Source organism: Pseudomonas sp. TH07 (assembly GCF_016651285.1).
GTDB lineage: Bacteria > Pseudomonadota > Gammaproteobacteria > Pseudomonadales > Pseudomonadaceae > Aquipseudomonas.
The window spans coordinates 5,892,347-5,917,659 of record NZ_JAEKED010000001.1; the positions used below are offsets into that span (position 1 = coordinate 5,892,347).

The window sequence follows — 25,313 nt, forward strand, 5'->3', positions numbered from 1 at the left end:
ACATCAGCCGCCCAATTCATCCCGCAGGCGGCGCCGTTCTTCAGCCGACAGGTAGCCGGTGGTCACGTTGAACACTGCGCGTTGCCCGCCCGCCAATGAGCGCACATGGCCTTTGGCTTTTTCCGCCAGGTAGCCCTCGGGTTCGCAGGTGGCCGGCAAGACGAAGGCGGCCACGCCCTGGTCAGCGTTGTGCAGGATCCAGCGGGTGGCATGGGAGAACTGATCGGGTCGGTAGCGGGTGTAAAACGCCGGGCCTGCTGGGTGGTCCAGCAGAAAATGCGCGTTGCCCGCGGTGTCGGCCGGGACTGCTTCGAAGAAACAGACGACTTCCGGGTCATGCAGCGCGGGCGTGTCCAAGGTGCTCAGGCGCGAGGGATCCTGGCTCAACTGCGCCATGTAGGCCGACCACTCGGGGGTCGGCTTGACGTGGGCCGGCACGCTGCTGCGCACCCGCGCCCGGGCTCCGGCCAGTGGCTCGACCAGGCTGCCCCCGGCAATGTAGGCGTAGTTCATGTGGGCCATGTACATCAACTCCATGGCCTTGCCCGCAAGGTTGGTGACCGCCATGCCGATATCAAATAGCCCCGAACCGGCACGCAGGGTCAGGGTCGGGGTGGCCCGGTAATGGTCGCCAAAGCCCTGCACATACTCGTAGTCGCCACTCAGACGCAGGTACAGGCCCGCAGCGTCCTCGCCGACTTCGAGCCAGGCCGCGTCCATGGGCGCGCAAGGCATTTCGCCATGCAGCGGGTGGGTATCCTCGGGGGCCGGGCAACCGTTGCGCAGCAGACCAGCGTGGAACATAAAGCAGCCGTAGGTGCCGATCACCGTAGGGCTGGGCCTGGGCTGGCTGAACATATTGCGCATGGTCAGGTCGCAGCCATCGAAGGTCGCTGACCAGATCATCTGCCCCTGATAAGGCAGGGCCACCACTCGGCCACGGGCGTTTTCCAGCGCCAGGGCCTTGACCCCACTGGGGTAGGTCCAGGCCAGCACGCGGAAGTCGGCGGATTGCAGCAGGGTCTTTTCTTCCCCGCTGAACTGCTCGGGAGACAAGGCCAGGGTGAAGGCATTCATGAGGCCACCACCGCACCGGCCCGAGGTTGCGTGGCGCGACTGTGGCGCATGCAGGAATAGGCGTAGGCGACAATCACCACGAAGCACAGCAGGGGCACGCTGTAGGCCAGTTGCATATTGCCGTGGGTGGCATCTGACAGCAGGCCCTGGAACACCGGAATCACCCCGCCGCCGACGATGCTCATCACCAGCAGCGAACCGCCGACGCTGGTGTCTTCACCCAGCCCTTCAATCGTCAGGCCGTAGATGGTCGGCCAGCACGGCCCGAGGAAAATGCTCACCGCCACCGCCGCGTACACCGCGCTGATGTTCGGCACCAGGATGGTGTAGGCCAGCAGGACAATGGTCAGCACGCCGTAGATCGCCAGGACCTTGGCCGGGTGCAGCTTGCGCATCAGCAGGTTGGCGATCATCTTGCCCACGAAATAAGCGGCAAAGGTCGTCAGCAGGAACCATGACGCGCTGCGCTCGTTCATTCCGCCCATCTGCATCGCCAGGCGAATGGTGAAGCTCCACACCCCGACCTGGGCCCCCACATACAGAAACTGCGCCAGCACCCCGAAGGTAAAGCGCGGGTTGCGCGACAGGCGCACCAGGCTCTGGCCGAGGCTGGGCTTTTTCACGTCTGACTTGGCATTGCCACGGCACGCGGGGAAGCGGGTAATGGCGATCAGGATGAACATCAGCACCAGCACGGCGATCATCCATTTGTACGGCAGCAAGGTCGACTGGATCATTTCCAACTGCTGGATGGCCGCCTCCGAGGCGCTCATCTGGGTCAGCTGTTCATGGGTGGCGTCGGTGTCCTTGAACATCACAAAGCTGCCGACATACACCCCGGCCATAGCCCCGAACGGGTGGAAGGTTTGCGAGATGTTCAGGCGTCGGGTGCCGGTTTCACGCGGGCCCATCAGGGTCGAGTAGGTGTTGCAGGCGGTTTCGAGAAACGACAGCCCGCACGCGATCACAAACAGCGCCATCAGGAACATGCCGTAGGTCGCGGTGGATGCCGCAGGAAAGAACAGCGCACAGCCCGCCATGTAGAACATCAGGCCGACCAGAATCGTGCTTTTGTAGCCGAAGCGGCGCACCACCATGGCCGCCGGAATCGCCACGAAAAAGTAGCCCAGGTAAAACGCCGATTGCACGAAGGCGGTCTGGAAATCGCTGAGCAGGAAGGCTTTCTTGAAATGGGCGATCAACACGTCATTCATGCTGGCCGCGGCCGCCCACAGCGCGAAGATGCTGCACAGCAGCAAGAACGCGAACCAGGGCGTGCGGTTGAGGTAGAAACCATCGGGGGTCTGTTGGAGCGGGACTTTTGTCATTGTTATTCTCCGTGGGATTCAGGGCGCATCAGCGCCACGCGGGTGTGGCCAACTGCGGTGAGCGTGGGATCAACGCTCTTCAAAAAACTCGGCGAACCTGGCCGCGTCGGGGTAGGAACTCTGGGTGCCGAGGGCGGTGACCGAGCAGGCGGAGTACGCCACGGCCCGGGTCATGGCTGCACGCATGTCGCCCTGCTGAGTCCAGTAGTGCGCAAAGCAGCCGATAAAGGCGTCACCGGCACCGGTGGTATCCCGGGCCACGACCTTGCGCCCCGGCACGTGAAACTCACCCTCCTCGCCCACATACAACGCGCCCTGTTCGCCCAGGGTGACGATGACGTGGCGAATGCCCTGGGCGGCCAACTCCCGGGCGGCAAGCAGCGCGCTCTCGGGGCCATCGACCGCCTTGCCGGTGATCAATGCCAGTTCGCTTTCGTTGGGGATGAAAAAGTCCAGCTGCGCCAGATGCTCGCGGCTTAGCCCGGCGACGGCGGGGGCCGGGTTGAGCAACACCGGAATGCCGTGGCGCTTGGCAAATTCGATGGCGTAGTAGACGGTCGCCAGGTCGATTTCCAGTTGCAGCACCATCAGCCTGCATTCACGCAATGCCGCTTCTGCGGCGTCGATATCCGCCGGCTTCAAATGCGCGTTGGCGCCTTTGACGATCAGAATGCTGTTATGGGAATCGCTCTGCACAAAGATCGGCGCCACGCCGCTGGAGACGCCCGGCACCCGCGTGACATAGCGCGAGTCGATGGCATGGCGCTGAAAGTTGGCCAGGGTGTTATCGGCGAACATGTCATCCCCCAGCTTGGTCACCATCAACACCCCGCTGCCAAGCTTGGCCGCCGCCACCGCCTGATTCGCGCCCTTGCCGCCACAGCCCATGGCGAAACCCGGGGCCTCGAGGGTCTCGCCCTGCTGGGGCATCCGGTCGATATAGGTAATCAAATCCACCATGTTGCTGCCGATGACCGCGATCTTATTCATGGATATCTTTACCTTGTGCACGTCGTGGCAAGCACCACAGCGTTATTATTTTTGTTATTTAAATAACATTTGATGTGACTATTCAACCTTTTTCTTGTTGCTGCGCGAAAATTTCGCGCCGCCGGCAGAAACAAAAACGCAGTCCGAAGGCTGCGTCATGCAGGGTGTTGCGGTGGCGGTGTGAGCTAAAAGGCATTTTGAGCGGCGACTCTACCCAGCCCAAGTCAACCTGTGCTGGGAGGCAATCAACCGCGCGCCACAGCTTGCAACATCACCCTCGCGCGCAGGTGCCCTGCCGTTGCCGTGCACGCCATTGCCTGCTGCCTGGATTGCCACCATGCCGTGTGTGGGGCATGCCAGCGTATCTCCTTGGCCGGCTACCGGAATGCCGTTGTCGGTGAAACCAGTCGTTGCCGTGTGTACGGCGCCACCATGGCTACTGGAATCACCAAGGACAACCCATGGGTGAGTCATGCTCGGTCCTCGTGTTGTGGATCTTGCGCGGGTGTGACGACTTGTCCAGGGCAGACCTTTTCTTTGACTCGGGTGTCGGGATCGGGGCGTCAGGTTGCTTTCGCGATCGTCGCGGTTTGGCCGGGGACGTTTTCACCGTCGGTAGTGGCGGCCAGTTGCTGGCGGTGGACAGCGCAGGCACCGGCTTGCCAGGCAATCCCGCTTCGCGAATGATTTTCGGCCAGCGCGGCTCCCAGCAAAGAAGCAGCGAAATCCAGTGACCTGCGGCATGCAGCAACAGGACTGGCGATACCAACGTGACCCACAAGATGACCTGGCGCCGCATTCCGGCCTGCCACAGTGGCTTGAAAAAACTCCACGGCGCCAGCAATGACAACCAGAACCAGGGAATCTTGCCCAGCAGTTTCTTCGGCTGGGGGCACGGACTGTGGGCCTTCCTCCATATAACGGCAGATAAACTCCCACAGATTGACGATATCGCTGGTGCCATCGGCCACCTTGCCAACAAACATCAGATGGAGGTGCGGGAGGCCGGTGACGGCGGGGTCCCAGGCCAGTACCAGTTGCCTGCCGATATTGGCCGCTTCGTCCTCGCCTACCGCAGGTTGAGGGGAAATCTGATCCAAGGCCAGGGTAGTAATGCCGCCAGCGTAGCGTGGGCGATGCAGATAGACTTGGCGGGTATCGCGGTTAAAACGGATTAGTAGGCGGCGTTGGACGAAATTTTCCGGGCTGATCAAACGCCAAGCGAATCTCTGGTTCTACAGCCGGGACAATGACCAGGGCGCAGGGCTGGGGCTGACCATTGTGCAAGCGATTGCCTTTCGCCTCGGCGGACAGATCCGGCTGGAAAACATCCAACCCGCAGGGCTGCGCGCAACCCTCGAAATGTCACTGACTTAATCCAGGCTTCGACGACCACCCCGTAGTGGCCACCGGCGCCATGTTCGACGGTGTGCTCACCGAATATGTGTGTGCAGAACAGGAGCAAGCCGATGAGCAAGGTTTTGGCACCCACCGCTGAGCACCCACCGTCGAGGCCGGAAGCCGTCAGCCTTCGCGAGGCATTCTGGTTTTGGTTGCGGCTCGGGTTCATCAGTTTCGGCGGGCCTGCGGGGCAGATTTCCACCCTGTACGAGGAGTTGGTGGAGCGGCGACGCTGGATCTCCGATCGACGTTTTCTGCATGCCCTCAACTACTGCATGTTGCTGCCCGGGCCGGAGGCGCAGCAGTTGGCAACCTACATCGGCTGGCTGATGCACCGAACCTGGGGCGGGGTCATCGCGGGCGTGCTGTTCGTGCTGCCCTCATTGTTCATCCTGATCGCGTTGTCGTGGATGTACATCGCCTTCGGTGAAGTGCCTGTGATGGCCGGGTTGTTCTATGGCATCAAGCCTGCCGTGACCGCGATCGTCGCCCAGGCCGCCCAGCGGATCGGCTCTCGGGCCTTGAAAAACACCTGGCTCTGGGCAATAGCCGCGGCCTCATTCACCGCCATCTTCGCGTTCAATATTCCATTCCCGCTGATCGTTGCCGGCGCGGCACTGCTCGGCTATGTCGGCGGACGCCTGGCGCCCGAGAAGTTCAGAGCAGGTGGCCATGCCACGAACAAAAGATCCTTCGGGCCAGCCTTGATCGATGACGACACCCAGCCCCCGGAGCATGCCCGGTTCAGCTGGATGAAACTGGCATCGCTGGCCCTGATTGGCGGCGCCCTCTGGGCCGTGCCCATGGGCATTCTGACCGCGCTCTTTGGCTGGGAAGGCACCTTGACCCAAATGGGCTGGTTCTTCACCAAAGCGGCCTTGCTGACGTTTGGCGGGGCTTACGCGGTGCTTCCGTATGTCTACCAGGGCGCGGTCGTTCACTACGGCTGGCTGACACCGGCACACATGATCGATGGCCTGGCATTGGGCGAGACGACACCCGGGCCACTGATCATGGTCGTGGCCTTCGTCGGCTTCATCGGGGCCTATGTCACACAAGTGTTCGGCAGTGAGCATGTGTTTCTGGCTGGAGCCGTCGCCGCCACCCTGGTGACCTGGTTCACCTTCCTGCCCTCGTTTCTGTTCATCCTCGCCGGCGGACCGTTGGTGGAGTCGACCCACAACGAACTCACGTTCACCGCCCCCCTCACCGCCATTACCGCAGCCGTGGTCGGGGTGATTCTCAATCTGGCGTGCTTCTTCGGTTATCACGTGCTTTGGCCACAGGGAGTGGGCGGCAGCCTCGATTGGCCATCGGTGCTGATCGCGATTGCAGCGGCCATTGCCTTGTTCCGGTTCAAGCGGGGAATCATTCAGGTGCTGATGGCGTGCGCACTCGTCGGATTGGCGGTGCATCTGCTGCGCTGACAGCGGCAAAAAAAACCGTGCGCTCCGGCAGCAACTACACTGCAAAAAACGCAGTTCCATTGGTTGCGAAACGGATTCGATCCCCCTTGAAAACAGCGAATTTCGCATGAATATTGAAATTCTCAAACAGGCCGTCATGGACTCAAGAGATGGCATTACCATTTCCGACAACAGCCTGGATGACAACCCATTAATCTTTGTAAACCCGGCCTTTGAGCGTATGACCGGCTACTCAGCCGAAGAAATAACCAACATTAACTGTCGCTACCTGCAAGGCAACGACCGAGAACAACCAGAACTGGACATTGTTCACAATGCCATCTGCCAGGGTGAATACTGTCTGGTGACCTTGCGCAACTATCGTAAAGACGGCGCCATGTTCTGGAATGAACTAAGCATCTCGCCCATCCACGATGAGACTGGAGCGGTCACTAACTTTATTGGCATTCAAAAAGACGTCACCTCTCGAGTCCTGATCCAGCAACAGTTACGCGATGAACATCAGTCACTCGAACAAATGAAAATGCACTTCGAACAGCTCTCTATAAAAGACGGGCTGACCGGCATTTACAACCGCCGCTTCTTTGATACGCAGTTGGAAATCCAATGCAAAATTGCCTGCCGCAACGGCGACTCGTTGACACTGGCCATGATCGATGTCGATCACTTCAAATCCTTCAACGATCTTTATGGGCATCCAGCGGGCGATAAGGCGTTGATACGTATCGCGGACAGTTTGAGTCATACCTTCCAGCGCGGCTCTGACTTTGCAGCCCGCTATGGCGGCGAAGAGTTTGTCATCCTCTCCAACGGCATGACGCACGACCAGGCCAAGTTGTATGTCGAATCGCTGTGCCAGCGTGTACGGGATCTGAAAATACCGCACTGCGCGTCCACCTCGGGCTATTTGACCATCAGCATCGGCTTTTCGGTTCAGACCTTCGGCCCGCTGCAACCGTCCAGTGCCTTAGTGGCACAAGCCGACAAAGCGCTTTATAGGGCTAAACAACGGGGCAGAGATCAGTTTTTTCAGTTTCTAGACGTTTGATACCCGCGGCTAAGGACAGTGTTGGCTGACTGTCCTTAGCCACTCAGCCCTCCGCCACACCGCGCACGGGTCATAGGGATTCCATGGAGGGCGGCTGCCCCTCGGGTAAGGTGATGATGAAACTAAAACATCCCGCCTGCGGGGCGCACGACCTGCAGCCGTATCAGAACGCGTAACTGGCTTTAAGGGTGCCCGCGCCGCCCTCACGTTCACCGACATACCCTTGCACACCCACATCGATACTCAGGGCCTCGGCAGAAGCCAGTGGGTTCATGGTCACACCCATCTCAAAGATCCCTGTGCTACCACCGAGCACGGGTTTCTCGATTGAAAGATCGTAGGCGCTACCCGACACATCACCTTTGAACTCATGCTCATAGGCTGCTCCCACATAAGGTTTGATTCTCTGTGTGTAGGCGTAGCTGTAACGGCTACCCAGGCGCAGACGGGAGCTGTCCGAGGTATTAAAACTCAGGGTGTCTTTACCGATGCTGACCTTATCCGACTCCAGCCGGGTCCAGGTATAACGGCTGTACACATCAAGCGACTGCTGTTCATCCAGATTCAGCACATACCCCACTGCACCATGAGCACCGTAGTACTTGGACTTTTTGTTGTAGGTGCCACGAACCCCTTCGGCATCCGTCAGGTCATGGCTGTCAAAGCTCAGGTCAGCATTACCCGTACGTACCGATCCATCGAGGTACAGCCCCGCATGCCCACGGGTACTCGATGAGGGCGTTTTGTTCAGCGCAGTGCCGGCGACGTCCATATGAAACAACGCACCACCCCCGGTGTAACGCACATTGCCGGTGCCATGGACAGAGCCGTAGTCAGAGAAGCGGTTGTAGCTGTCGTAATCACCATCACCCCGCTCAGCAAAGACACCCAGGGTAATGGCGCTCTGGTCTTTGAGCTCAAGGCAGGTGGCCACGCCGAAGAGCATGTTGAAACCCCGTACATCAACATGAGAGCCCGTGTTGTAACGGCTGGAACCACCATTGAGCAGCACGAATGGCGTCAGGTTGATCCCGTCCTGCCGGGCTCGTTTGACACTTGAATCAGCGGCACTGATTGCGTAATCACTGATCAAATCAGCCCCTTGATTGGTGAAAGCAAGAGACGCTGCTCGGCCTTCCAGGAAGGCTTTTGAAGTCGGGTTGATTCGACCGGCAGGCGTAGCGTCCTGCTTGCCGTCAATGCTCAAGACGAGGCCGTCATTGCGGGTCTTCAGGCTTGCATCGTAAATGATGAAATGCCCCTGCTTGACCTGCTGGGTCGTAAGCGTTGGAGTGCCCTCGGCCTTATCGATAAGGGTCACGATGTCACCCGCATTAAGACGATTGCCATCGTTTTCCATGGCTATCGTGTGCCGGGTGTTATCAAGCTGGACCTTGTCGGTACCGGTGATCCTGATCAAGGTGTCCTGGTTGACTACGTCCTTGGGCAAGACCCAGTTATAGGTTTCAAAGTTGTAGATGCCGGCCAGCGAACCCCTGTAGCCATTGAGGTTAAGGGTGTTGCCGGTAAAGGCCCTGCTGTTTTGCACCGTGCCATCGCCATCAACGCTATAGCCGCCATAAACCGAGCCGGCGATCGTCAAGTCAGGGCCTTGCAGCGTCACCGTATTGTTATTGGCGTTCCCGCCCAGACCGGCGAGGCCACCGCTATCGGTATCCGCAGCGCCGCCACTGCTGTAGCCGCCGTAGATATCACCAGAGAGGGATGACGTGCCTGAGAGGACGATGCTGTTGTCAGTGACTTGACCACCGTTGCCGCCAGCATCCGCACCGGCGCCGCCGGCACTCAAGCCGCCATAGACACTGCCGCCGCTCATGCCCGCCATGCCGTCAGCACTGCTACCACTGCCGCCACTGCCGCCTGCTGCCCCCGTCAGCGTCACATTCGTGAGGAGCAAATGGTTGTTGGTGACCTTTCCTGCCGCACCGCCACTGCCGCCGGACAGGTCCAGGAAATCGAACAAACCCGCAGCGCCACCAATGCTCAGGCCGCCATACACACTGCCGCCGCCCATGCCGCCAACACCGCCCGAGGTAGAGCTTTGAACCGCTGTACCACCGTCGCCACCTTTTGAACCTGTCAGCACGACATCGGTCAAGGTCACCGAGTTGTTGTAAACATCGCCCCCACTACCGCCATCACCCTTCATGCCTCCGCCGGCGCCACCGATACTCAACCCACCATAAATACTACCGCCACCCATGCCGCCAACGCCGCCAGCGCCGTTTCCGCTGCCGCTGGAACCGCCAGTACCACCGGCGGCCCCCTCTAACAGCACCTGCCTCAGCGTTATGGAATTGTTGTAAACAGAACCACCGTTCCCACCGACACGAACCGCACCCGAACCGCCGGTGCCACCGACACTCAATCCACCATAAACACTGCCGCCGCCCATACCGCCAACACCGCCACCGCTCCCGGTTTGCAAATCCTTGCCATTGAATGCTGTTTGCCCGTCCCAGCTGTACTGGACGTTACTCACCGTCACGTTATTGCCATGTATATCGACTGCGTGAGCGCCGCCATCCGCGCCGACATCCACACCACCATAAATGACATAGGGAGCGACAAGGGTACTGCCACTCGAACCCCAAACTTCCCGAGTGGCAGCATCAGGATCGCCGACAATAACGGTGTTATTCGACACATCACTCGGCAACAGGCTGTTTTTCGGGGTTGATGTATCTCCCGTTGGATCGGCCTTCAGATCAGAAGGGCTTCCGGTATAAATGATGTCCGCAGCAGAAGCGGACATGAGAGGGGTGAATGTGGAACCTACAGATGCCACGAAGAAAAAAGTCAGGCGTATCGCAGAACCGGTGCGGTTGCGTTGAAAGTGCTGGAGGTTATATTTCATAAACATCTCATTGGAACTGATGAAAAGATAAACAATTACCAAACAATCGGCGCTTTCCAGGGTCGCTGGTTTTTGCTCGCGACAGCGCATTTCCGCCATCAAGGCTGGCGCTTATTTAATAGGAGTGAATGTTCATTCCTTGTGTGACAAGGCAGTCGCAGGCCGTAAAGACAACCACACTAAAGACAGCCAGAAGCGCTTATACACTTGGCTTAAGGGTTTTTATGGATTTGCGCTCCAGCATGAGCGCAAGGAGTTCAGCAGCAGGCTTGGGCGAATAGAAAAAATCTCCTTGAGCCAAATCGACGCCCAAGTCTTTCAAGTACGGGAGCGCGTTCTGCGTCTCGACTCCGTCGATGACCACCTTGGCGCTGACAGACTTGGCCAGCAATGACACGCTTTTAATAATCTGATCGTTGTTAATAGAGAACGAAGGTTTCAACAAACTTGAGCAGATCTTTATCTGCGTGAACGGAATGTCAGCCAGGATCTTGATCAGCGAACACCGGACATCATATCGACACAGGCACAGGCATATTCCAGCACTCACCAACACGGTGATATTTTCAATGCAATCCAGGCTCATAAGATTGGTTTCTGCCCAAGACACATCAAGAAATACATGTTTAAGCGGCACACCCGCGGCCTTGATGACTTTAACCAGCTCTTCGCCAAACTGCTTGTCGCCCAACAGCCCCCAATCAAGGCTATAGGAGAATGTTAACGACTCGCCAATACTGTCCAGATACCTGTGCAGCCTGAGAGCAGGGTTCAACACGCAGTAAAAAATATCTCTCTGCAGAACAGGACAAGTAACCATTCCACCAAACTTTTCCAACACCCCCGCGCCATAGTCAGGGTGCAGCCACTGCGCCACCACTTGCATGCCGACTATAGACCCTGTCCCCATACATAGCCGCGGTTGAAAGTAAGGCTGTATCTGCTTGGCCTTGAGCGCCTGGTTAGTTATATCTTCGGACAACTGCGACTCATGAAGCCCATCGCCCTGCCCCGCCAAACGCCTGTTGGAGCCACAATGATCAATGACTATTTTCTTTACCGCCAGGGCCTTTCTAACCAGGCTGTCGAACCCTGCCCCACCTTCCGTCAACTCATAAAAGCCGGCATTGTACTTTTTTGACTTGACCTGCAAACTTTGAACGCCCCACTTCAGCCCTCCCCCCAGACTCTCAGACATGACGATCGAAAAAAAAGAAACTCGTTCGCACAACGCCTTGAACACCCCAAACTCGCTTAGGGTTTTAAAAGAATCGCACACCACCAAATCTATTTTCTCTTCCGCTGGAGGCAGCGCTGCGGCCTCGACACCACCGACAACATGGATGTGTTCGACGCCAGCGGCCTCTAACTTACAAACTAACGAACTGGATCTTGAGGTACTCGAACAAAAGAGTATTACTGTTAGCGTTTTCACGTTACATGAGGTCATCTTGCGAAACTTTTTTGATCCTACGCGCAGCACCCTCCCAAGAAAATAAGAAAATTCTTATTTCTATCCTTCCCGCTATAAGTGCCTGCCGAGTCATGTTGCAGTTCAAGTCATGGGCCAGTGATACAGCAGTAACTTATCGCTTTCACCCGAGAGTTATATAGCTCGCTGCGCCACCCAACAGGCGTGCCCACCCTGGGAGTTCTCAGTGGAGAGGTCCAATGAAACCCGTCCCCCATTCAGGTGAAACGTTTTCAGTCTCCAGACCCTTGATCAACCCCAGGCAGGAACGGTATTGGCTGACCGCCCCTGGCACTCGGCCCCCTGCACCTTGCGCACAGGGGCTGCGATTGACCGCTACAGCCCCATCAGCCGATACCCCACCTGCAACTCGGTAATGAAGTGCGCCGGCTGGGCCGGGTCGGCTTCGAGCTTCTGGCGCAGGTGGGCCATGTGCACGCGCAGGTAATGAAAGCGCTCCACATAGTCCAGGCCCCACACTTCCAGGAGCAATTGGCGATGGGTCAGGACTCGGCTCTGGCCGCGAATCAGGGCACAGAGCAGGCGGTATTCAATGGGCGTCAAATGCACCGGCGCGCCCTCGCGGCGCACCTCGTGGGTGGCCAGGTCGACCTCGATGCTGCCGAAGGCCACCTTGCTGGTGGCGGCCGTGGTACTGGCTTGCACATGGCGTCGCAGTTGGGCGCGGATCCGCGCCAGGAGTTCCGGCACACCGAAGGGCTTGACCAGGTAGTCGTCGGCGCCGGCATCCAGCGCCGCCACTTTCTCGTCCTCGCGGTCTCGGGCCGACAGCACCAGGATCGGCACTGCCAGCCAGCCCCGCAGTTCAGTGATCAGCTGTTTGCCATCACCGTCCGGCAGGCCCAGGTCGACGATCACCAGGTCCGGCTGGCGGCTGGCAGCGTGGATCAGCGCGCGTTTCACGCTGTCGGCCTCGAACACTTGAAAGCCCTCATCCTGCAAGGCGATGCCGACAAAACGGCGAATATTGGCCTCGTCTTCGACGATAAGGATGCGCGCACTGGTCATAGGGATTCCATGGAGGGCGGCTGCCCCGCGGGTAAGGTGATGATGAAACTGATGCCCGGGCCCGCGTGAGGCTGGGCCTCGATGCGGCCGCCGTGGGCTTCGATAATGCGCCGGCTCAAGGCCAGCCCCAGGCCGATACCGGCCACCGAAGATTCCTGCCGGCCGCGGGTGAAGGGTTCGAACAGGCTGTGCAGCGAGCTGCCATCGGGGCAGCCCGGCCCGGCATCGCTGACCTGCAGGACGATACTGTGCTGCTCCTCCCGGGCCTTGACCTGAATCAGGGTGCCGGCGGGCGTGTACTTGGCGGCGTTATCCAGCAAGTTGACCAGCACCCGTTCGAGCAACAGGGCATCGACCTCCACCAACGGCAACTCGGGCGCCATGGCTGTGCGCACCACGTGCCGGGCCAGGGGCTCGCGCAGTTGGCGCAGGGCGCTGCCGACGATTTCCTCCAGGGAATGCCACTGCCGATTCAGGCGCACCCCGCCCTCTTGCATGCGCGCCATGTCCAGCAGGTTTTCGATCAGGCGCTGCATGGAGCTGGCCTGCTCGTGGATGCCGCCCAGCAGGTCCTGCAACGGACCCGGTGGCGCATGGGGGCCAGCGGCGTCCGCCGCGCCGATGATGGTGGTCAGCGGGGTGCGCAGGTCGTGGGAGATGGCGGCGAGCAAGGTGTTGCGCATGCGTTCGCCCTCCATCTGCACCAGGGTGCTCTGCGCCACCTCGACGTAATGCACCCGCTCCAGGGCGATTGCCAACTGGCTCATGCAGGCCTCCAGCAAGCCCTGCTCCTGGGGATCAGCCAGGCGCTCGGCTTCAGCCAGCTCCAGGACCAGCACGCCGCGCACCCGCATCGGAGCCTTGAGCGGCAGGTAGCGACCCTTGGCGGCGGCCAGGGTGTCGGTGCCCTGGCCCGCGGGCTGATCATGGTCATAGGCCCATTGCGCAATGCTTTCATCCAGGGCAAAAGCCCCGCTGCCGACGCCGTGCACGCTGCCCGCCAGGTCCGGCAAGGCCAGGCCGACCCGTGCGTCGAACACGCCACTGAAGGTGCGCAAGGCCACCTCGCTGATCTGCTCCACCGTCAGCGCTGCCGACAAGTCCCGCGCCAGCCGCGCCAGGGACGTTGCCCGGCGTTCCCGGGCGGCGGCGCTGCGGGCCTCGAAGCGCAGGCGTGCGGTGAGCTGCCCGGTGATCAGGGCGATGCCCAGCATCAGGGCGAAGGTGAAAAAGTACTGGGTGTCGTTGACGGTGAATGACCAGCGGGGCTGGACGAAAAAAAAGTCGAAACACAGCACTGCCAGCATCGCCGCCCATACCCCGGGGCCACGTCCGTAGCGCAGGGCAACCAGGACCACGGTGAGCAGGAACAGCATCACCACGTTGGCCAGGTCGAACACTTGCAGCAGCAGCGCCGCCAGGGCAGTCGCGCCAAAACAGGCGAGGCTGGCCCACAGATAGGCCGGGAGCCGGCTCGGCGGCAATGCGCCCTCGGCCTTGGCCACCGGCGCCGCCGTCCGCGGCATCGGGCCGTGGGCCATGACCATCTGATCGATGTGCGGGTGGTGGCGGCTGATGTGATCGCTGACCGACGGCTGCCAGAACTGCCAGACCTTGCGCGGGCAATAGCCCAGCACCAGGCGGTTGGCATTGTGCTCGCGGGCGCAGGCCACCAGGGTCTCGGCGACGTCCATGCCGCTCAGGGTCAGGGTATCGCCGCCAAATTCGGCGGCCAGGGCCAGGGTCTTCATGGCGCTGGCGTAGCGGTTGGCCGCCTGGCCCCGGCGCTGCGGACCGCTGACATGCACCACGAGCCAGTCCGCCTCGAGCTTTTGCGCCAGGCGCGCCGCCTCGCGCACCAGGCGCTCGTCGGACGGGTGCCCGGCCACGCCCACCAGCAAGCGCTCGCGCGCCGGCCACAGGGTGATGATCGAGCGTTCACGGCGGTAGTCGCGCATTTGCGCATCGACCCGGTCGGCGGTGCGGCGCAGGGTCAGTTCGCGCAGGGCCAACAGGTTGCCCTTGCGAAAAAAATTGCGCGAAGCGCGCTCAGCCTGGGGCGCCTGGTAGACCTTGCCGTCCTTGAGCCGACGCAGCAGGTCGTCAGGCGGCAGGTCGATCACCAGCACTTCATGGGCGTTGTCGAACACATGGTCGGGCACCGTCTCGCGCACGCGAATGCCGATGATCCCGCTGATGATGTCGTTGAGGCTCTCCAGGTGCTGGACGTTAAGCGTGGTCCACACGTCGATCCCGGCACGCAGCAGTTCTTCCACATCCTGCCAGCGCTTGGGGTGGCGGGAGCCGGGGATGTTGCTGTGGGCCAGCTCGTCCACCAGCAATACCGAAGGATGACGCTCGAGGGCGGCATCCAGGTCGAACTCGCTCAGGGTGGTGTCGCGATGCAGCAGGCTGCTGCGGGGCAGGACCTCAAGGCCCTTGAGGCCCTCGGCGGTGTCGCGCCGGCCGTGGGTTTCGACGACGCCGGCCACCACGTCCCGGCCCTGGCTCTGTTCGTGGCGCGCGGCGCTGAGCATGGCGCAGGTCTTGCCGACCCCGGCATTGGAGCCGAAGTAGATACGCAGTTTGCCCTGTTGCGCGGCCTGCTCCTGCTGTTGCAGTTTTTCCAGCAGCGCGTCCGGGTCGGGGCGTCCATCCGATGCAGCAGTAAAGGTGTCTATGACAGCCATGGCATTCCTTGTGAACTGCGCGGCGCCAGGGGCGGCGCCGTGCAGTCAGTCCTTTCAGACCAGGCCGAGCCCGGTCAACAGCAGGTCGATGATCTTGATCCCGGCAAACGGCACCAGCACCCCGCCCACCCCGTAGATCAGCAGGTTGCGGTTGAGCAACGCCGCCGCGCCGATCGCTCGGTAGGTCACGCCCTTGAGCGCCAGGGGGATCAGGAACACGATGATCAGCGCATTGAAGATCACCGCACTGAGGATCGCCGAGTTCGGGCTGCTCAGTTGCATCACGTTCAATGCCCCCAGTTGCGGGTAAGTCGCGACGAAAGCGGCCGGTACGATAGCAAAATACTTGGCCACATCGTTGGCCACGCTGAACGTGGTCAACGCGCCCCGGGTCATCAGCATCTGCTTGCCGACTTCTACCACCTCGATCAGTTTGGTCGGGTTGCTGTCGAGGTCGACCATGTTGCCGGCTTCCTTGGCCGCCTGGGTCCCGCTGTTCATCGCCACGGCCACATCGGCCTGGGCCAGCGCCGGGGCGTCGTTGGTGCCGTCGCCGGTCATCGCCACCAGCTTGCCCTGGGCCTGGTAGTCGCGGATCAGTTGCAGCTTGTCCTCGGGACGCGCCTCGGCCAGGAAGTCATCGACCCCCGCCTCCACCGCAATGGCGGCAGCGGTGAGGCGGTTATCGCCGGTGATCATCACGGTCTTGATGCCCATGCGCCGCAACTCGGCAAACCGCTCCTTCATCCCGCCCTTGACCACGTCCTTGAGCTCGATCACCCCCAGCACCTGCGGCCCGTCAGCCACCACCAGCGGCGTGCTGCCACGGCGCGCCACTTCGTCCACCCGGGCCTGCAACGCCTGGGGAAAGCTGCCCCCCAGGGCTTCGACATGGGCCCGGATCGCATCCGCCGCGCCCTTGCGCAACTGTCGGCCAGCGGGCAAGTCGACCCCACTCATGCGGGTCTGTGCGGTGAAGTGCACGAAACTGGCCTGCAGTTGTTGCAGGTCGCGGGCACGCAGGTCGAACTTCTGCTTGGCCAGCACCACGATGCTGCGCCCTTCCGGGGTTTCATCGGCCAGGGACGCCAATTGCGCCGCATCGGCCAGCTCCGCTTCCTGGATCCCGGGTGCGGGCAGGAAGGCGCAGGCCTGGCGGTTGCCCAGGGTGATGGTGCCGGTCTTGTCCAGCAACAGCACGTCGACGTCACCGGCCGCTTCCACCGCACGGCCCGAGGTGGCAATGACATTGGCCGCCATCATCCGGCTCATGCCCGCCACGCCGATGGCTGACAACAGGCCGCCGATGGTGGTGGGAATCAGGCACACCAGCAACGCCACCAGCACCGTGGCGCTGACCACGCTGCCGCTGCCGCCCATGGCCACGGCAAAGATCGAGTACGGGCTGAGGGTGACAATCACCAGCAGGAACAGGAACGTCAGGCCCACCAGCAGGATGGTCAGGGCCACCTCGTTGGGGGTTTTCTGCCGCTTGGCCGACTCGACCATGGAGATCATGCGGTCCAGGAACGATTCGCCGGGGTTGACGCTGATGCGCACCACCAGCCAATCCGACAACACCCGGGTGCCGCCGGTGACCGAGGAAAAGTCGCCGCCGGCCTCGCGAATCACCGGCGCCGATTCGCCGGTGATCGCGCTTTCATCCACCGACGCCACCCCTTCGATCACCTCCCCGTCCAGGGGCACCAGGTCGCCGGCCTCGATCAAGACCACCGCGCCCTTGCGCAACAGACTGGCCTCGGTCGGCGCCCAGGGGGCGCCGTGTTTGGGCTGCTTGAGCAGCTTGGCCAGGGTCTGGCGTTTCATGCTGCGCAGGCTCGCGGCCTGGGCGCGGCTGCGGCCCTCAGCCAGGGCTTCGGCAAAGTTGGCGAACAGCACGGTGAACCACAGCCACAGGGTGATGCTCAGGATAAAGCCGCTGGGGGCTTCGCCAGCACCGCCCAGGGACTGCACCCACAACAGGGTGGTGAGAATGCTGCCTAGATAGACCACAAACATCACCGGGTTTTTCCACTGGGCCTGGGGCGCCAGTTTCTTCAGCGCCTCCAGGCAGGCAGTCAGCACGATGGTGCGATCGAACAACGGTTTCTTGTTACGCATGGTTGTTTCTCTTACTCACTGGCCGCGAGGGGTTGCTGATGCAGGGCATCGAGCGCGAGGTTGAGTTGCAGCACATTGACCCGGGGCTCGCCCAACAGGCCCAGGGTGCGCTGCTCGGTATGGGCCTGAACCACCTTCAGCAGTTCGGCCTCGGGCAGCTGGCGCAGGCGCGCCACCCGCGCCGCCTGAAGCTGGGCATTGGCCAGGGAGATGTGCGGGTCCAGGCCCGAGGCCGACGCCGTCACCGCGTCCACCGGCACCTGACTGTCCGCCGCCAGGCCATTGAGTTGGCGATAGGCCTGAACCCGCTGCGCCACCTGGTCCATCAGCTTCTGGCTGGTCGGCCCGAGGTTGCTCGCGCCGCTGGAGCCGGCGTTATAGGGCTGGTCGGCGGTCATGCTCGGGCGACCCTGGAAGTACTCGGGCCGGGAAAACTGCTGACCGATCAGCGCCGAGCCGATCACCAGCCCGTCGCGCTCGATCAGGCTGCCCTGGGCCTGGTGGGGAAACATCACGTTGGCCACCAGGGTGGTCGCCAGCGGGTAGCCGAGGCCGGTCAACAGCATGAAAAACCCCGCCGACACCAGCACCGGGCGCAGCAGCCCTTTGAGCAGAGGTTGGGTCTTGATTTGAGTTTGAGTCGTCATCACACAGCCCCTTATGGGTACGTCTGGCCGGACAGCAATTGCAATTGCTCCACCAGCGGGCCCAGCGCAAGCGCCGGCAGGAAAGTCAGGCCGCCCACCACCAACACCACGAACACCACCAGCACCATGAACAGCGGCGTCGCGGTCGGGATGGTGCCGGCACCGGCCGGGATGTTTTTCTTCAGGGCCAGGGAACCGGCCACGGCCAGCATCGGCAGCATGGTGAAGAAGCGTCCGATCAGCATCGCCAGGCCAATGGTGGTGTTGAAGAATGGCGTGTTGGCATTGAGCCCGGCGAAGGCCGAACCGTTGTTGGCCGTGCCCGAGGTGTAGGCGTACAGCACCTCGCTGAAGCCATGGGGGCCAATGTTGTTGAGGCTTTTCAGGGTGTCCGGCCACAGCGCCGCCAGGGCGGTGAAGCCGAGGATGCTGATGGGGTGCGCGAGGACCGACAGCATGACCAGTTTGATTTCCCTGGCCTCGATCTTCTTGCCCAGGAACTCGGGGCTGCGACCGATCATCATGCCCACCAGGAACACCGTCAGCAGTGCGTACTGGATCAGGTTGATAAAGCCCACGCCGTCGCCGCCAAACACGCAGTTGAGCATCATCTGCGCCAGGGGCACGAAGCCGCCCATCGGGGTCAGCGAATCGTGCATCGCGTTCACCGAGCCGGTCGTTGCGCCGGTGGTGGTGGTGACAAACAGACTGGTGTCGGCAATGCCGAAGCGCAGTTCCTTGCCCTCCATGTTGCCGCCGCTCTGGGTCGACGACAGCATCTGGTCGGCGCCGGCCTGGGTCAGCAACGGATTACCGCCCTGCTCGGCGACGTAGACGATGCTCAGGAAGCCGATGAACATCACCAGGAACGTACCGAAGAACACCCAGCCCTGACGCCGGCGCAACAGCATGCTGCCGAAGGTGTAGGTCAGTGCCGAAGGGATCAGCAACATGCTCAGGATGTGCAAGGCATTGGTCAGCGGCGTGGGGTTTTCGAAGGGGTGCGCGGCGTTCATGCTGAAGAAGCCGCCGCCGTTGGTGCCGATGTGCTTGATCGATTCGAAGCTCGCCACCGCGCCCACAATCAACTGCTGTTGCGCGCCCTCAAGCGTCGTGGCCAGCGCCTGGGAATACAGGGTTTGCGGCATGCCCTGCCAGACATAGACCAGCGCCATGGCAAAGCACAGCGGCAGCATCACCCGGTACAGGATGCGGGTGAAGTCGACCCAGAAGTTGCCGATACCGGTGGCGTTGGAACGGCTCAGGCCGCGAATGAAACCCGCTGCCGCCACCACCCCGGAGGTCGCCCCGACAAACATCAGGAAGGTAATCACCGCCATCTGGCTGAAGTTCGACAGGCTGGTTTCGCCCGAGTAGGCCTGCCAGTTGGTATTGGTGATAAAGGAGGCCGCAGTGTTGAACGCCAGGTCCGGCGTCTGCGCCACCAGCTCCAGCGGATTGAGGGGCATGCTGCCCTGTACCCGCAGCAGGATGTAGCCCAGCAGCATCATCGCCATATTCGACAGCAGCAGCGCCGAGCCATAACGCGCCCAGCCCATGGACTCCTGCGGATCAACCCCCAGCAGGCGGTAGGTCCCGCGCTCCAGCAAGGCATGCCCCGGTGCAGTGAACACCCGGGCCAGCCATTTCCCCATCAGCACGGCAAGCCCGGTCATCAGACCGAGAATCACCGCAAATTCCAGCAGAGTGCTCAACATGTCGATGCTCCGTTCAAATCTTGCCCAAGGCGCCAATGGCCCAGGCTGTCACGCCAAAAAACAACAGGGTCAACCCCACGAACGTCAGGTCGTACATTGCCGGTTTCCTTGTTAGGGATAGCCCCGCAGGGCGAATGAAAAACGCTATGGCCGGGCCATCAGAATTTTTCTGCACGGATCAGGGCGTACCCCAGGTAGGCGAACAGAGCGACAGCGCACACGCCGCTGGCGCCGTAGATGAATTCCAGTGTTAACAAGACAGCTCCCCTTGATGAAGGCGAAAAGAGTCGTCGGCGATGTGAATTCGCAGCCTAAGACCCGCAGCCATTATTCGAAGATGGCCCCCGAAACCGGGTGCCATAAGGGGATGATCAAGGCACAGATTGACCTGACCTCCCCTGCGCAAAAGCATAAGAGAGGCGGTATCAAGGACGGGCACTGATTGCCCGGGTGGATATTAAGATGGCGTATAGATCGGGCTTGAGAGGCCGGCGCGATCAGGCTTGCGGGTGCGCAAGGCTGCACCTGTTGAACAGGAAGAACGCACCCAGGGCCCACAGCAGCAGCGTGCCCCCGTTAAGGCACTACTTGAGCACTGAAGGCGGGCCGGCGAGCCCGCTGATTGATTAAAACCACGTTTCCATCTGTATGCCGTATTGCCACGTACCACCGGCGCTGAAGTCGCTCTTGCCGAACGCATCCGCGGCACTGTAGCGGTCCAGGTCCGACGACCAGTCCATGACGCTCGCGAATACGCGAAGTTGGGGCCGGGTCAGCAAGTCACCGAAGTCCGGCTTGAAGGTCGGGGCAACGGTGAATTTCCAGAAGTTGCCGTCGACCGCATTGCGTTGCAGGTAGCCCTTGGGGTCCAGGTCCATGGTCTGCCAGCTCACTTCGTAGGCCATCTCGAAATTGCTGTTGATCTCATTGGCCAGGCGCAGGTTCAGGGTCATCCAACGGTAGTCGTCCCCTTTGACGTAGCGATCGGTGCTGCGTTCGGCCAGCACGCTGGGACCAATACGCCAGCCCGGGGCCAGTGGCGTCTCGCCGTACGCCGCCAGGCGCAAGGCACGGGCATCTTCGATCAGCTCACCATCCGAACCGATGTTTTTGACCTCGGCTCCCAAGCCTTGGCCATAGAGCAGCGCCGTCTTGAAGAAGCCTTCGCGACCGAAAAAGTGCTTCTGATGGTTGGCCAGCATACTGTGCAGGCCGGAATCGGCGGGGGTCAGGCCGGCTTTATTGGCGCGGCTACCGATGTCGTTCTGCTTGGCGCCGATGGCATTGAACATCCACTGCCACTGGCCGTCGTTGAAGAATTGATTGGAGGTCAGGATGTAGCTTTCGACCTCGGCATCCACCCCGCCCTCGCTGAAGTCCCCGTAGGTACGCCCGATCAACGAGTAATTGGAGCGCCAATTCCTGTTCATCTGCAGGTCGTAGATACCTCCGCCGGTGCCGGCCAGAAAGACCACATCCGAGTCCAGCCAATGGATATCGAAGTTGTCCCGGTCAAAGCGCTTGCCGGCCCACAGGGTGGCGTTTTCAAACACCGAATTGCCCTTGAAGGCGGCGAGATGGTCGAGTTCGGTAAACACCTGGCGCACGTTCAGGTTGCTCTCCTGAGCGGTCCAGTCATTGGCGCTTTCAACGCCATCGGCGATCGACACGGTGAACTTGGAATGGGTGCCGTTCTGCGCATACGCCTCTTTCGACAGGTCGATGCGCATGTAGGTGTCGTCTTCGTTGCCCAGCCGCCCCACTGCCCCGCCGACCGAACCGGCAGGGGTGGTGTAAGGGCCGCCGCGACCGCCACCCAGGCTGTCGTTGATCAGCAATCCGGAGCGAGCGTAGCCCTTGAAACTGAACCCGTCGGTGAGGTGCTCAGAGGTGCTGCGGCGTTTTTCCAGGCTCTGCTGACGGGCTTCGAGGGTGGCCACCCGCGTGTCCAGCGTCGGCGCGGCGCCGCCATTTGCGGTGGGGGTTGTGCTAGAGACGGCAGGCGGCAAGGCAGGCGTGGCGAGCTTGAGTTGTTGCAGTTCCTTGGCCAGCGCCTGGGTTTGCTGTTCGGCCCTGGCCGCTCGTGTTTCCGCGGCGCTGGCGCGGGCTTCGAATGCCGCCATGCGCTCCTCCAGAGTCGCGGCCTGAGCGTTCGCCAATGAGGTGCCGAGCACCCCTGCGAAGAGCCAGCTTGATGCTTTCTGCATGTGGTTTTTCCTGTTTGTTTTTATTGTTTTCTGTAGGGGGTCGACCTTTTTTTCTGCTGATGAGTGAATTGTCAAAATCAGCGAAAAAAAGGGTGCCTCATCGCATATACGCTGCTACATTTGGCGATGTTAACGTTAACTTTTATAAAAACAAAAATAAAGAGGGCTTTATGAAACAGCTTAAATCGCTTCTTCCAGTCGCTTTTTTCACCCTCTGCGCCGGGTTCCCATTGCTCTCGAACGCAACCAACTTGACGATCTCATGCGGTGCCGTAGGTGCCGAACTGCAACTGTGCAAAGAGGCCGTCGATGCCTGGTCGAAACAGACTGGCAACCGGGTCGAGGTGGTTTCCACACCGAACTCGGCCACTGAGCGTTTGTCGTTCTACCAACAGATCCTCAGTGCCCAGTCCGCCGACATAGACATCATTCAAATCGACATGGTGTGGCCGGGAATGCTGGCCAAGCACTTGATGGACCTGCGCGAAGTGCTGCCGGGCGATGTGACCCAAGGCTACTTCCAGGCCCAGGTCGATAACGCCACGGTCAATGGACGGCTGGTGACGATGCCGTGGTTCACGGATTCGGGCTTGTTGTATTACCGCAAGGATCTGCTGGCGAAGTACCACAAGCCGGTTCCCCAGACCTGGGAAGAGATGACCACCACCGCCCGAGAGGTGCAGAACGCCGAGCGCAGTGCCGGCAACCCCAATGCCTGGGGCTACATCTTCCAGGGCCGCGCCTACGAGGGTTTGACCTGCAATGCCCTGGAGTGGATCAGCAGCCAGCCGCAGGGCGGATTGATCAGCCCGCAGGGAGAAATCGTAGTCAACAGCCAAGCCTCACGGGCAGCCCTGACCCTGGCCAAAAGCTGGGTCGGCGATATTTCCCCGCGCGGCGTACTCAATTACACCGAGGAGGAAGGACGTGGGGTATTCCAGTCGGGCAACGCGCTGTTCATGCGCAACTGGCCGTATGTCTGGGCCTTGGTACAAAGCCCAGACAGCGCGGTCAAGGATCAGGTTGGGGTCGCGCCCCTACCCCGCGGCGGCACCGCCGGCAGCCATGCCTCGACGCTTGGCGGATGGGGCCTGGCAGTCTCCCGTTACAGCGCCAACCCGAAACTTGCCGCAGAACTGGTGGCCTACCTAAGCAGCGCCGAACAGCAAAAACACCGGGCCCTGGCCGGTGCCTACAACCCGGTTATCGAGTCGCTCTACCAAGACGCCGACCTGCTCGCGGCAATGCCTTACTACAGCCAGTTGCGCGACATTCTCAACGATGGAGTGATGCGCCCCGCCGCGATCACCGCCAGCCGCTATCCGCGAGTCTCCAACGCGTTCTTTGATCGGGTGCATGGCGTGCTGGCAGGCGAACTGCCGGTGGACCAGGCACTGCTCGAGCTGGAAGGCGAGCTGACGCGCATCAAGCACCGCAACTGGTAAGCCACAAGAAAGGAATCACTCATGCCTGTCTCTTCTACCGCGCTCCCCTGTGACGAGCCTCTCGCCACCCGGGAAACCCCTGTCCAGCGCCGCCGCGTACGCGCAGCCTGGCTGTTTCTCGCGCCCATGCTGCTGTGCCTGGCACTGGTCGCGGCCTGGCCGCTGTTGCGCACCTTCTGGTTCAGCCTGACCGACGCCAACCTGGCGGACACCACCGGCGGTTCCTTTGTCGGCCTGAGCAATTACCTGTTCCATAACGGCTCCAACTGGTCGGGGATCCTGGTCGATCCGCAATGGTGGAACGCGGTGCGCAACACCCTGCACTTCACCGTGATCTCGGTGGGCCTGGAAATGGTCCTGGGGCTGCTGGTGGCGTTGCTGCTGAACCTCAAGTTCACCGGTCGTTCCCTGGTGCGCGCTTTGATCCTGATCCCATGGGCGATCCCGACCATTGTCTCGGCCAAGATCTGGTCCTGGATGCTCAACGACCAGTTCGGCGTCATCAATCACCTGATGCTGAGCCTGGGCCTGATCGACGCGCCCCTGGCCTGGACCGCGGATGCGGCGCTGTCGATGTGGGCGGTGATCATCGTCGACGTCTGGAAGACCGTGCCCTTCGTCACGCTGCTGATGCTGGCGGCCTTGCAGATGCTGCCCGGTGATTGCTACGAAGCCGCACGGGTCGACGGCATCCATCCCCTGCGGGTGTTCTGGCGAGTCACGGTGCCGCTGCTGATGCCGGCACTGCTGGTGGCGGCGATCTTCCGCATCCTCGACTCGCTGCGCGTGTTCGACGTGATCTACGTACTGACCTCGAATTCCTCGAGCACCATGAGCATGTCGGTCTATGCCCGTCAGCACCTGGTGGAATTCCAGGACGTGGGCTACGGCAGCGCGGCCTCGACCCTGCTGTTTCTGGTAGTGGCGGTTATCGCTGTGCTCTATCTCTATCTTGGACGCCGACAAATGGAGGTTCGCGCATGAACCTGCGCCTGCTGAAAAAAGCGCTGCTGCGCCTCGGACTCTGGTGCCTGATCGGGATCCTGCTGCTGTATGCCGTGTTCCCCTTCTATTACGCCGTCATCACCTCACTCAAGCCCTCCAGCGCCTTGTTCGAGGTGAGCTACTGGATCGATAAACCGGACTTTTCCAACTACGCGGCGGTCCTCAACCAGCCCTCGTTCCTGCAGGCCATCGGCAATTCGCTGCTGGTCGCCTTGAGCGTGGTGGTGCTGGCGCTGTTTCTCAGCCTGACCGCCGCCTATGCCTTGGGCCGGGTCAAGTTTCGCGGGCGTGGTGTGGTGTTGATGCTGGTGCTGGGGGTCTCAATGTTTCCCCAGGTGGCGGTACTGTCAGGCCTGTTTGAAGTGATCCGCGCCCTGGGGCTGTACAACACCTCCTGGGCGTTGATCCTCAGCTACACGATTTTCACCCTGCCCTTTACCGTCTGGGTGCTGACCACCTTTATGGGGCAACTGCCCCACGAACTGGAGGAAGCGGCCATCATGGATGGCGCCTCGCCCTGGGTCACGCTGACCCGTGTGCTGCTGCCACTGCTGTGGCCAGCCCTGGTAACCACCGGCTTGCTGGCCTTTATCGCCGCGTGGAACGAATTCCTGTTCGCCCTGACCTTCACCCTCACCGACACACAACGCACGGTACCGGTTGCCATCGCCCTGATTTCCGGCGGCAGCTCCCATGAGCTGCCCTGGGGACTGCTGATGGCGGCATCGGTGCTGGTGACCGTGCCGCTGGTGATTCTGGTCCTGGTTTTCCAGCGCCGTATCGTCTCCGGCCTGACTACCGGCGCGTTAAAGGGTTGATGCCCAACAACTA

19 protein-coding genes and 1 pseudogene are annotated in these 25,313 nt (G+C 61.1%); 6 read left to right on the forward strand and 14 right to left on the reverse strand.

The genetic code is table 11. From position 1 onward, the window contains the following. Nucleotides 1-3: 3 nt before the first annotated feature. The 5 genes from JFU57_RS26950 to JFU57_RS26970 form a co-directional block, all read right to left on the reverse strand. Nucleotides 4-1,077 carry an aldose 1-epimerase family protein gene (locus JFU57_RS26950; protein ID WP_201131402.1) on the reverse strand — a complete coding sequence of 358 codons (1,074 nt, stop codon included), beginning with the start codon at nt 1,075-1,077 and terminating at the stop codon, nt 4-6. After that, complete coding sequence (gene fucP, locus JFU57_RS26955; protein ID WP_078468873.1) at nt 1,074-2,405, reverse strand: L-fucose:H+ symporter permease; 1,332 nt, start codon at nt 2,403-2,405, stop codon at nt 1,074-1,076. The genes JFU57_RS26950 and fucP overlap by 4 nt, the downstream gene beginning before the upstream one ends. 69 nt (nt 2,406-2,474) lie before the next feature. Next, the gene (gene rbsK, locus JFU57_RS26960; RefSeq protein ID WP_078468872.1) at nt 2,475-3,395 is read right to left on the reverse strand and encodes a ribokinase; all 921 of its coding nucleotides are present in this window, start codon (nt 3,393-3,395) and stop codon (nt 2,475-2,477) included. A gap of 210 nt (nt 3,396-3,605) precedes the next feature. Next, complete coding sequence (locus JFU57_RS33730; protein WP_201131403.1) at nt 3,606-3,869, reverse strand: PAAR domain-containing protein; 264 nt, start codon at nt 3,867-3,869, stop codon at nt 3,606-3,608. Nucleotides 3,870-3,958: 89 nt separating this feature from the next. Continuing rightward, on the reverse strand, nt 3,959-4,609 hold the full coding sequence (locus JFU57_RS26970; protein WP_201131404.1) for a hypothetical protein: 651 nt from the start codon (nt 4,607-4,609) through the stop codon (nt 3,959-3,961). Nucleotides 4,610-4,628: 19 nt separating this feature from the next. On the opposite strand from JFU57_RS26970, the pseudogene JFU57_RS33355 reads away from it, so the two are divergent. The 3 genes and pseudogenes from JFU57_RS33355 to JFU57_RS26980 all read left to right on the forward strand — a co-directional run. Next, nucleotides 4,629-4,772: pseudogene (locus JFU57_RS33355) on the forward strand (two-component sensor histidine kinase); the annotation flags it as partial. A 92-nt stretch (nt 4,773-4,864) separates the two neighbouring features. Further along, the gene (gene chrA, locus JFU57_RS26975; protein WP_201131405.1) at nt 4,865-6,223 is read left to right on the forward strand and encodes a chromate efflux transporter; all 1,359 of its coding nucleotides are present in this window, start codon (nt 4,865-4,867) and stop codon (nt 6,221-6,223) included. A 106-nt stretch (nt 6,224-6,329) separates the two neighbouring features. After that, entirely contained in the window at nt 6,330-7,271 is a 942-nt protein-coding gene (locus JFU57_RS26980; RefSeq protein ID WP_201131406.1) for a GGDEF domain-containing protein, read from the forward strand. A gap of 163 nt (nt 7,272-7,434) precedes the next feature. On the opposite strand, the gene JFU57_RS33480 is transcribed toward JFU57_RS26980, so the two are convergent. The 9 genes from JFU57_RS33480 to JFU57_RS27025 all read right to left on the reverse strand — a co-directional run bounded on the left by JFU57_RS33480 (nt 7,435) and on the right by JFU57_RS27025 (nt 22,032). Next, nucleotides 7,435-10,149: an autotransporter gene (locus JFU57_RS33480; protein ID WP_274609826.1), complete on the reverse strand. Its 2,715-nt coding sequence runs from the start codon at nt 10,147-10,149 to the stop codon at nt 7,435-7,437. A 199-nt stretch (nt 10,150-10,348) separates the two neighbouring features. Beyond that, a complete protein-coding gene (locus tag JFU57_RS26990; protein WP_201131407.1) occupies nt 10,349-11,599 on the reverse strand; it encodes an EAL domain-containing protein in 1,251 nt (416 codons plus the stop codon). 357 nt (nt 11,600-11,956) lie between these two features. Further along, nucleotides 11,957-12,649 carry a response regulator gene (locus JFU57_RS26995; protein ID WP_020296250.1) on the reverse strand — a complete coding sequence of 231 codons (693 nt, stop codon included), beginning with the start codon at nt 12,647-12,649 and terminating at the stop codon, nt 11,957-11,959. Next, entirely contained in the window at nt 12,646-15,339 is a 2,694-nt protein-coding gene (locus JFU57_RS27000) for a sensor histidine kinase (RefSeq protein WP_201131408.1), read from the reverse strand. The genes JFU57_RS26995 and JFU57_RS27000 overlap by 4 nt, the downstream gene beginning before the upstream one ends. A 54-nt stretch (nt 15,340-15,393) precedes the next feature. Then, nucleotides 15,394-17,460, reverse strand: coding sequence for a potassium-transporting ATPase subunit KdpB (gene kdpB / locus JFU57_RS27005; protein WP_078468865.1), 2,067 nt, complete (start codon nt 17,458-17,460; stop codon nt 15,394-15,396). Nucleotides 17,461-17,471: 11 nt separating this feature from the next. Beyond that, complete coding sequence (kdpC, locus tag JFU57_RS27010; protein ID WP_201131409.1) at nt 17,472-18,107, reverse strand: potassium-transporting ATPase subunit KdpC; 636 nt, start codon at nt 18,105-18,107, stop codon at nt 17,472-17,474. Between the two features lie 11 nt (nt 18,108-18,118). After that, a complete protein-coding gene (gene kdpA / locus JFU57_RS27015) occupies nt 18,119-19,825 on the reverse strand; it encodes a potassium-transporting ATPase subunit KdpA (RefSeq protein ID WP_201131410.1) in 1,707 nt (568 codons plus the stop codon). Between the two features lie 158 nt (nt 19,826-19,983). After that, nucleotides 19,984-20,082, reverse strand: a complete 99-nt coding sequence (gene kdpF / locus JFU57_RS27020; RefSeq protein WP_020296215.1) for a K(+)-transporting ATPase subunit F — start codon at nt 20,080-20,082, stop codon at nt 19,984-19,986. A 369-nt stretch (nt 20,083-20,451) separates the two neighbouring features. Further along, nucleotides 20,452-22,032: a carbohydrate porin gene (locus JFU57_RS27025; RefSeq protein WP_201131411.1), complete on the reverse strand. Its 1,581-nt coding sequence runs from the start codon at nt 22,030-22,032 to the stop codon at nt 20,452-20,454. 170 nt (nt 22,033-22,202) lie between these two features. Between JFU57_RS27025 and JFU57_RS27030 the strand changes: the two genes are divergently transcribed. From JFU57_RS27030 to JFU57_RS27040, 3 genes are read left to right on the forward strand one after another with little or no spacing between them, the layout of a single operon-like run. Beyond that, complete coding sequence (locus JFU57_RS27030; protein WP_201131412.1) at nt 22,203-23,477, forward strand: ABC transporter substrate-binding protein; 1,275 nt, start codon at nt 22,203-22,205, stop codon at nt 23,475-23,477. A gap of 21 nt (nt 23,478-23,498) precedes the next feature. Further along, nucleotides 23,499-24,461 (forward strand): carbohydrate ABC transporter permease, encoded by a 963-nt coding sequence (locus JFU57_RS27035; protein ID WP_201131413.1) that lies wholly within the window; start codon nt 23,499-23,501, stop codon nt 24,459-24,461. Then, on the forward strand, nt 24,458-25,300 hold the full coding sequence (locus JFU57_RS27040; protein WP_201131414.1) for a carbohydrate ABC transporter permease: 843 nt from the start codon (nt 24,458-24,460) through the stop codon (nt 25,298-25,300). The genes JFU57_RS27035 and JFU57_RS27040 overlap by 4 nt, the downstream gene beginning before the upstream one ends. The last annotated feature ends 13 nt before the right edge of the window (nt 25,301-25,313 follow it).

Excerpts from the sequence above, each read along its gene's own strand:
- JFU57_RS26990 (WP_201131407.1), bottom strand. The coding sequence starts at position 11,599 with ATGACCTCATGTAACGTGAAAACGCTAACAGTAATACTCTTTTGTTCG.
- kdpA (WP_201131410.1), bottom strand. The coding sequence starts at position 19,825 with ATGTTGAGCACTCTGCTGGAATTTGCGGTGATTCTCGGTCTGATGACC.
- kdpC (WP_201131409.1), bottom strand. The coding sequence starts at position 18,107 with ATGACGACTCAAACTCAAATCAAGACCCAACCTCTGCTCAAAGGGCTG.
- chrA (WP_201131405.1), top strand. The coding sequence starts at position 4,865 with ATGAGCAAGGTTTTGGCACCCACCGCTGAGCACCCACCGTCGAGGCCG.
- JFU57_RS27000 (WP_201131408.1), bottom strand. The coding sequence starts at position 15,339 with ATGGCTGTCATAGACACCTTTACTGCTGCATCGGATGGACGCCCCGAC.
- JFU57_RS26980 (WP_201131406.1), top strand. The coding sequence starts at position 6,330 with ATGAATATTGAAATTCTCAAACAGGCCGTCATGGACTCAAGAGATGGC.
- JFU57_RS33480 (WP_274609826.1), bottom strand. The coding sequence starts at position 10,149 with ATGAAATATAACCTCCAGCACTTTCAACGCAACCGCACCGGTTCTGCG.
- rbsK (WP_078468872.1), bottom strand. The coding sequence starts at position 3,395 with ATGAATAAGATCGCGGTCATCGGCAGCAACATGGTGGATTTGATTACC.
- JFU57_RS26950 (WP_201131402.1), bottom strand. The coding sequence starts at position 1,077 with ATGAATGCCTTCACCCTGGCCTTGTCTCCCGAGCAGTTCAGCGGGGAA.
- JFU57_RS27035 (WP_201131413.1), top strand. The coding sequence starts at position 23,499 with ATGCCTGTCTCTTCTACCGCGCTCCCCTGTGACGAGCCTCTCGCCACC.
- JFU57_RS27030 (WP_201131412.1), top strand. The coding sequence starts at position 22,203 with ATGAAACAGCTTAAATCGCTTCTTCCAGTCGCTTTTTTCACCCTCTGC.
- JFU57_RS33730 (WP_201131403.1), bottom strand. The coding sequence starts at position 3,869 with ATGACTCACCCATGGGTTGTCCTTGGTGATTCCAGTAGCCATGGTGGC.
- JFU57_RS27025 (WP_201131411.1), bottom strand. The coding sequence starts at position 22,032 with ATGCAGAAAGCATCAAGCTGGCTCTTCGCAGGGGTGCTCGGCACCTCA.
- kdpB (WP_078468865.1), bottom strand. The coding sequence starts at position 17,460 with ATGCGTAACAAGAAACCGTTGTTCGATCGCACCATCGTGCTGACTGCC.
- JFU57_RS26995 (WP_020296250.1), bottom strand. The coding sequence starts at position 12,649 with ATGACCAGTGCGCGCATCCTTATCGTCGAAGACGAGGCCAATATTCGC.
- JFU57_RS27040 (WP_201131414.1), top strand. The coding sequence starts at position 24,458 with ATGAACCTGCGCCTGCTGAAAAAAGCGCTGCTGCGCCTCGGACTCTGG.
- fucP (WP_078468873.1), bottom strand. The coding sequence starts at position 2,405 with ATGACAAAAGTCCCGCTCCAACAGACCCCCGATGGTTTCTACCTCAAC.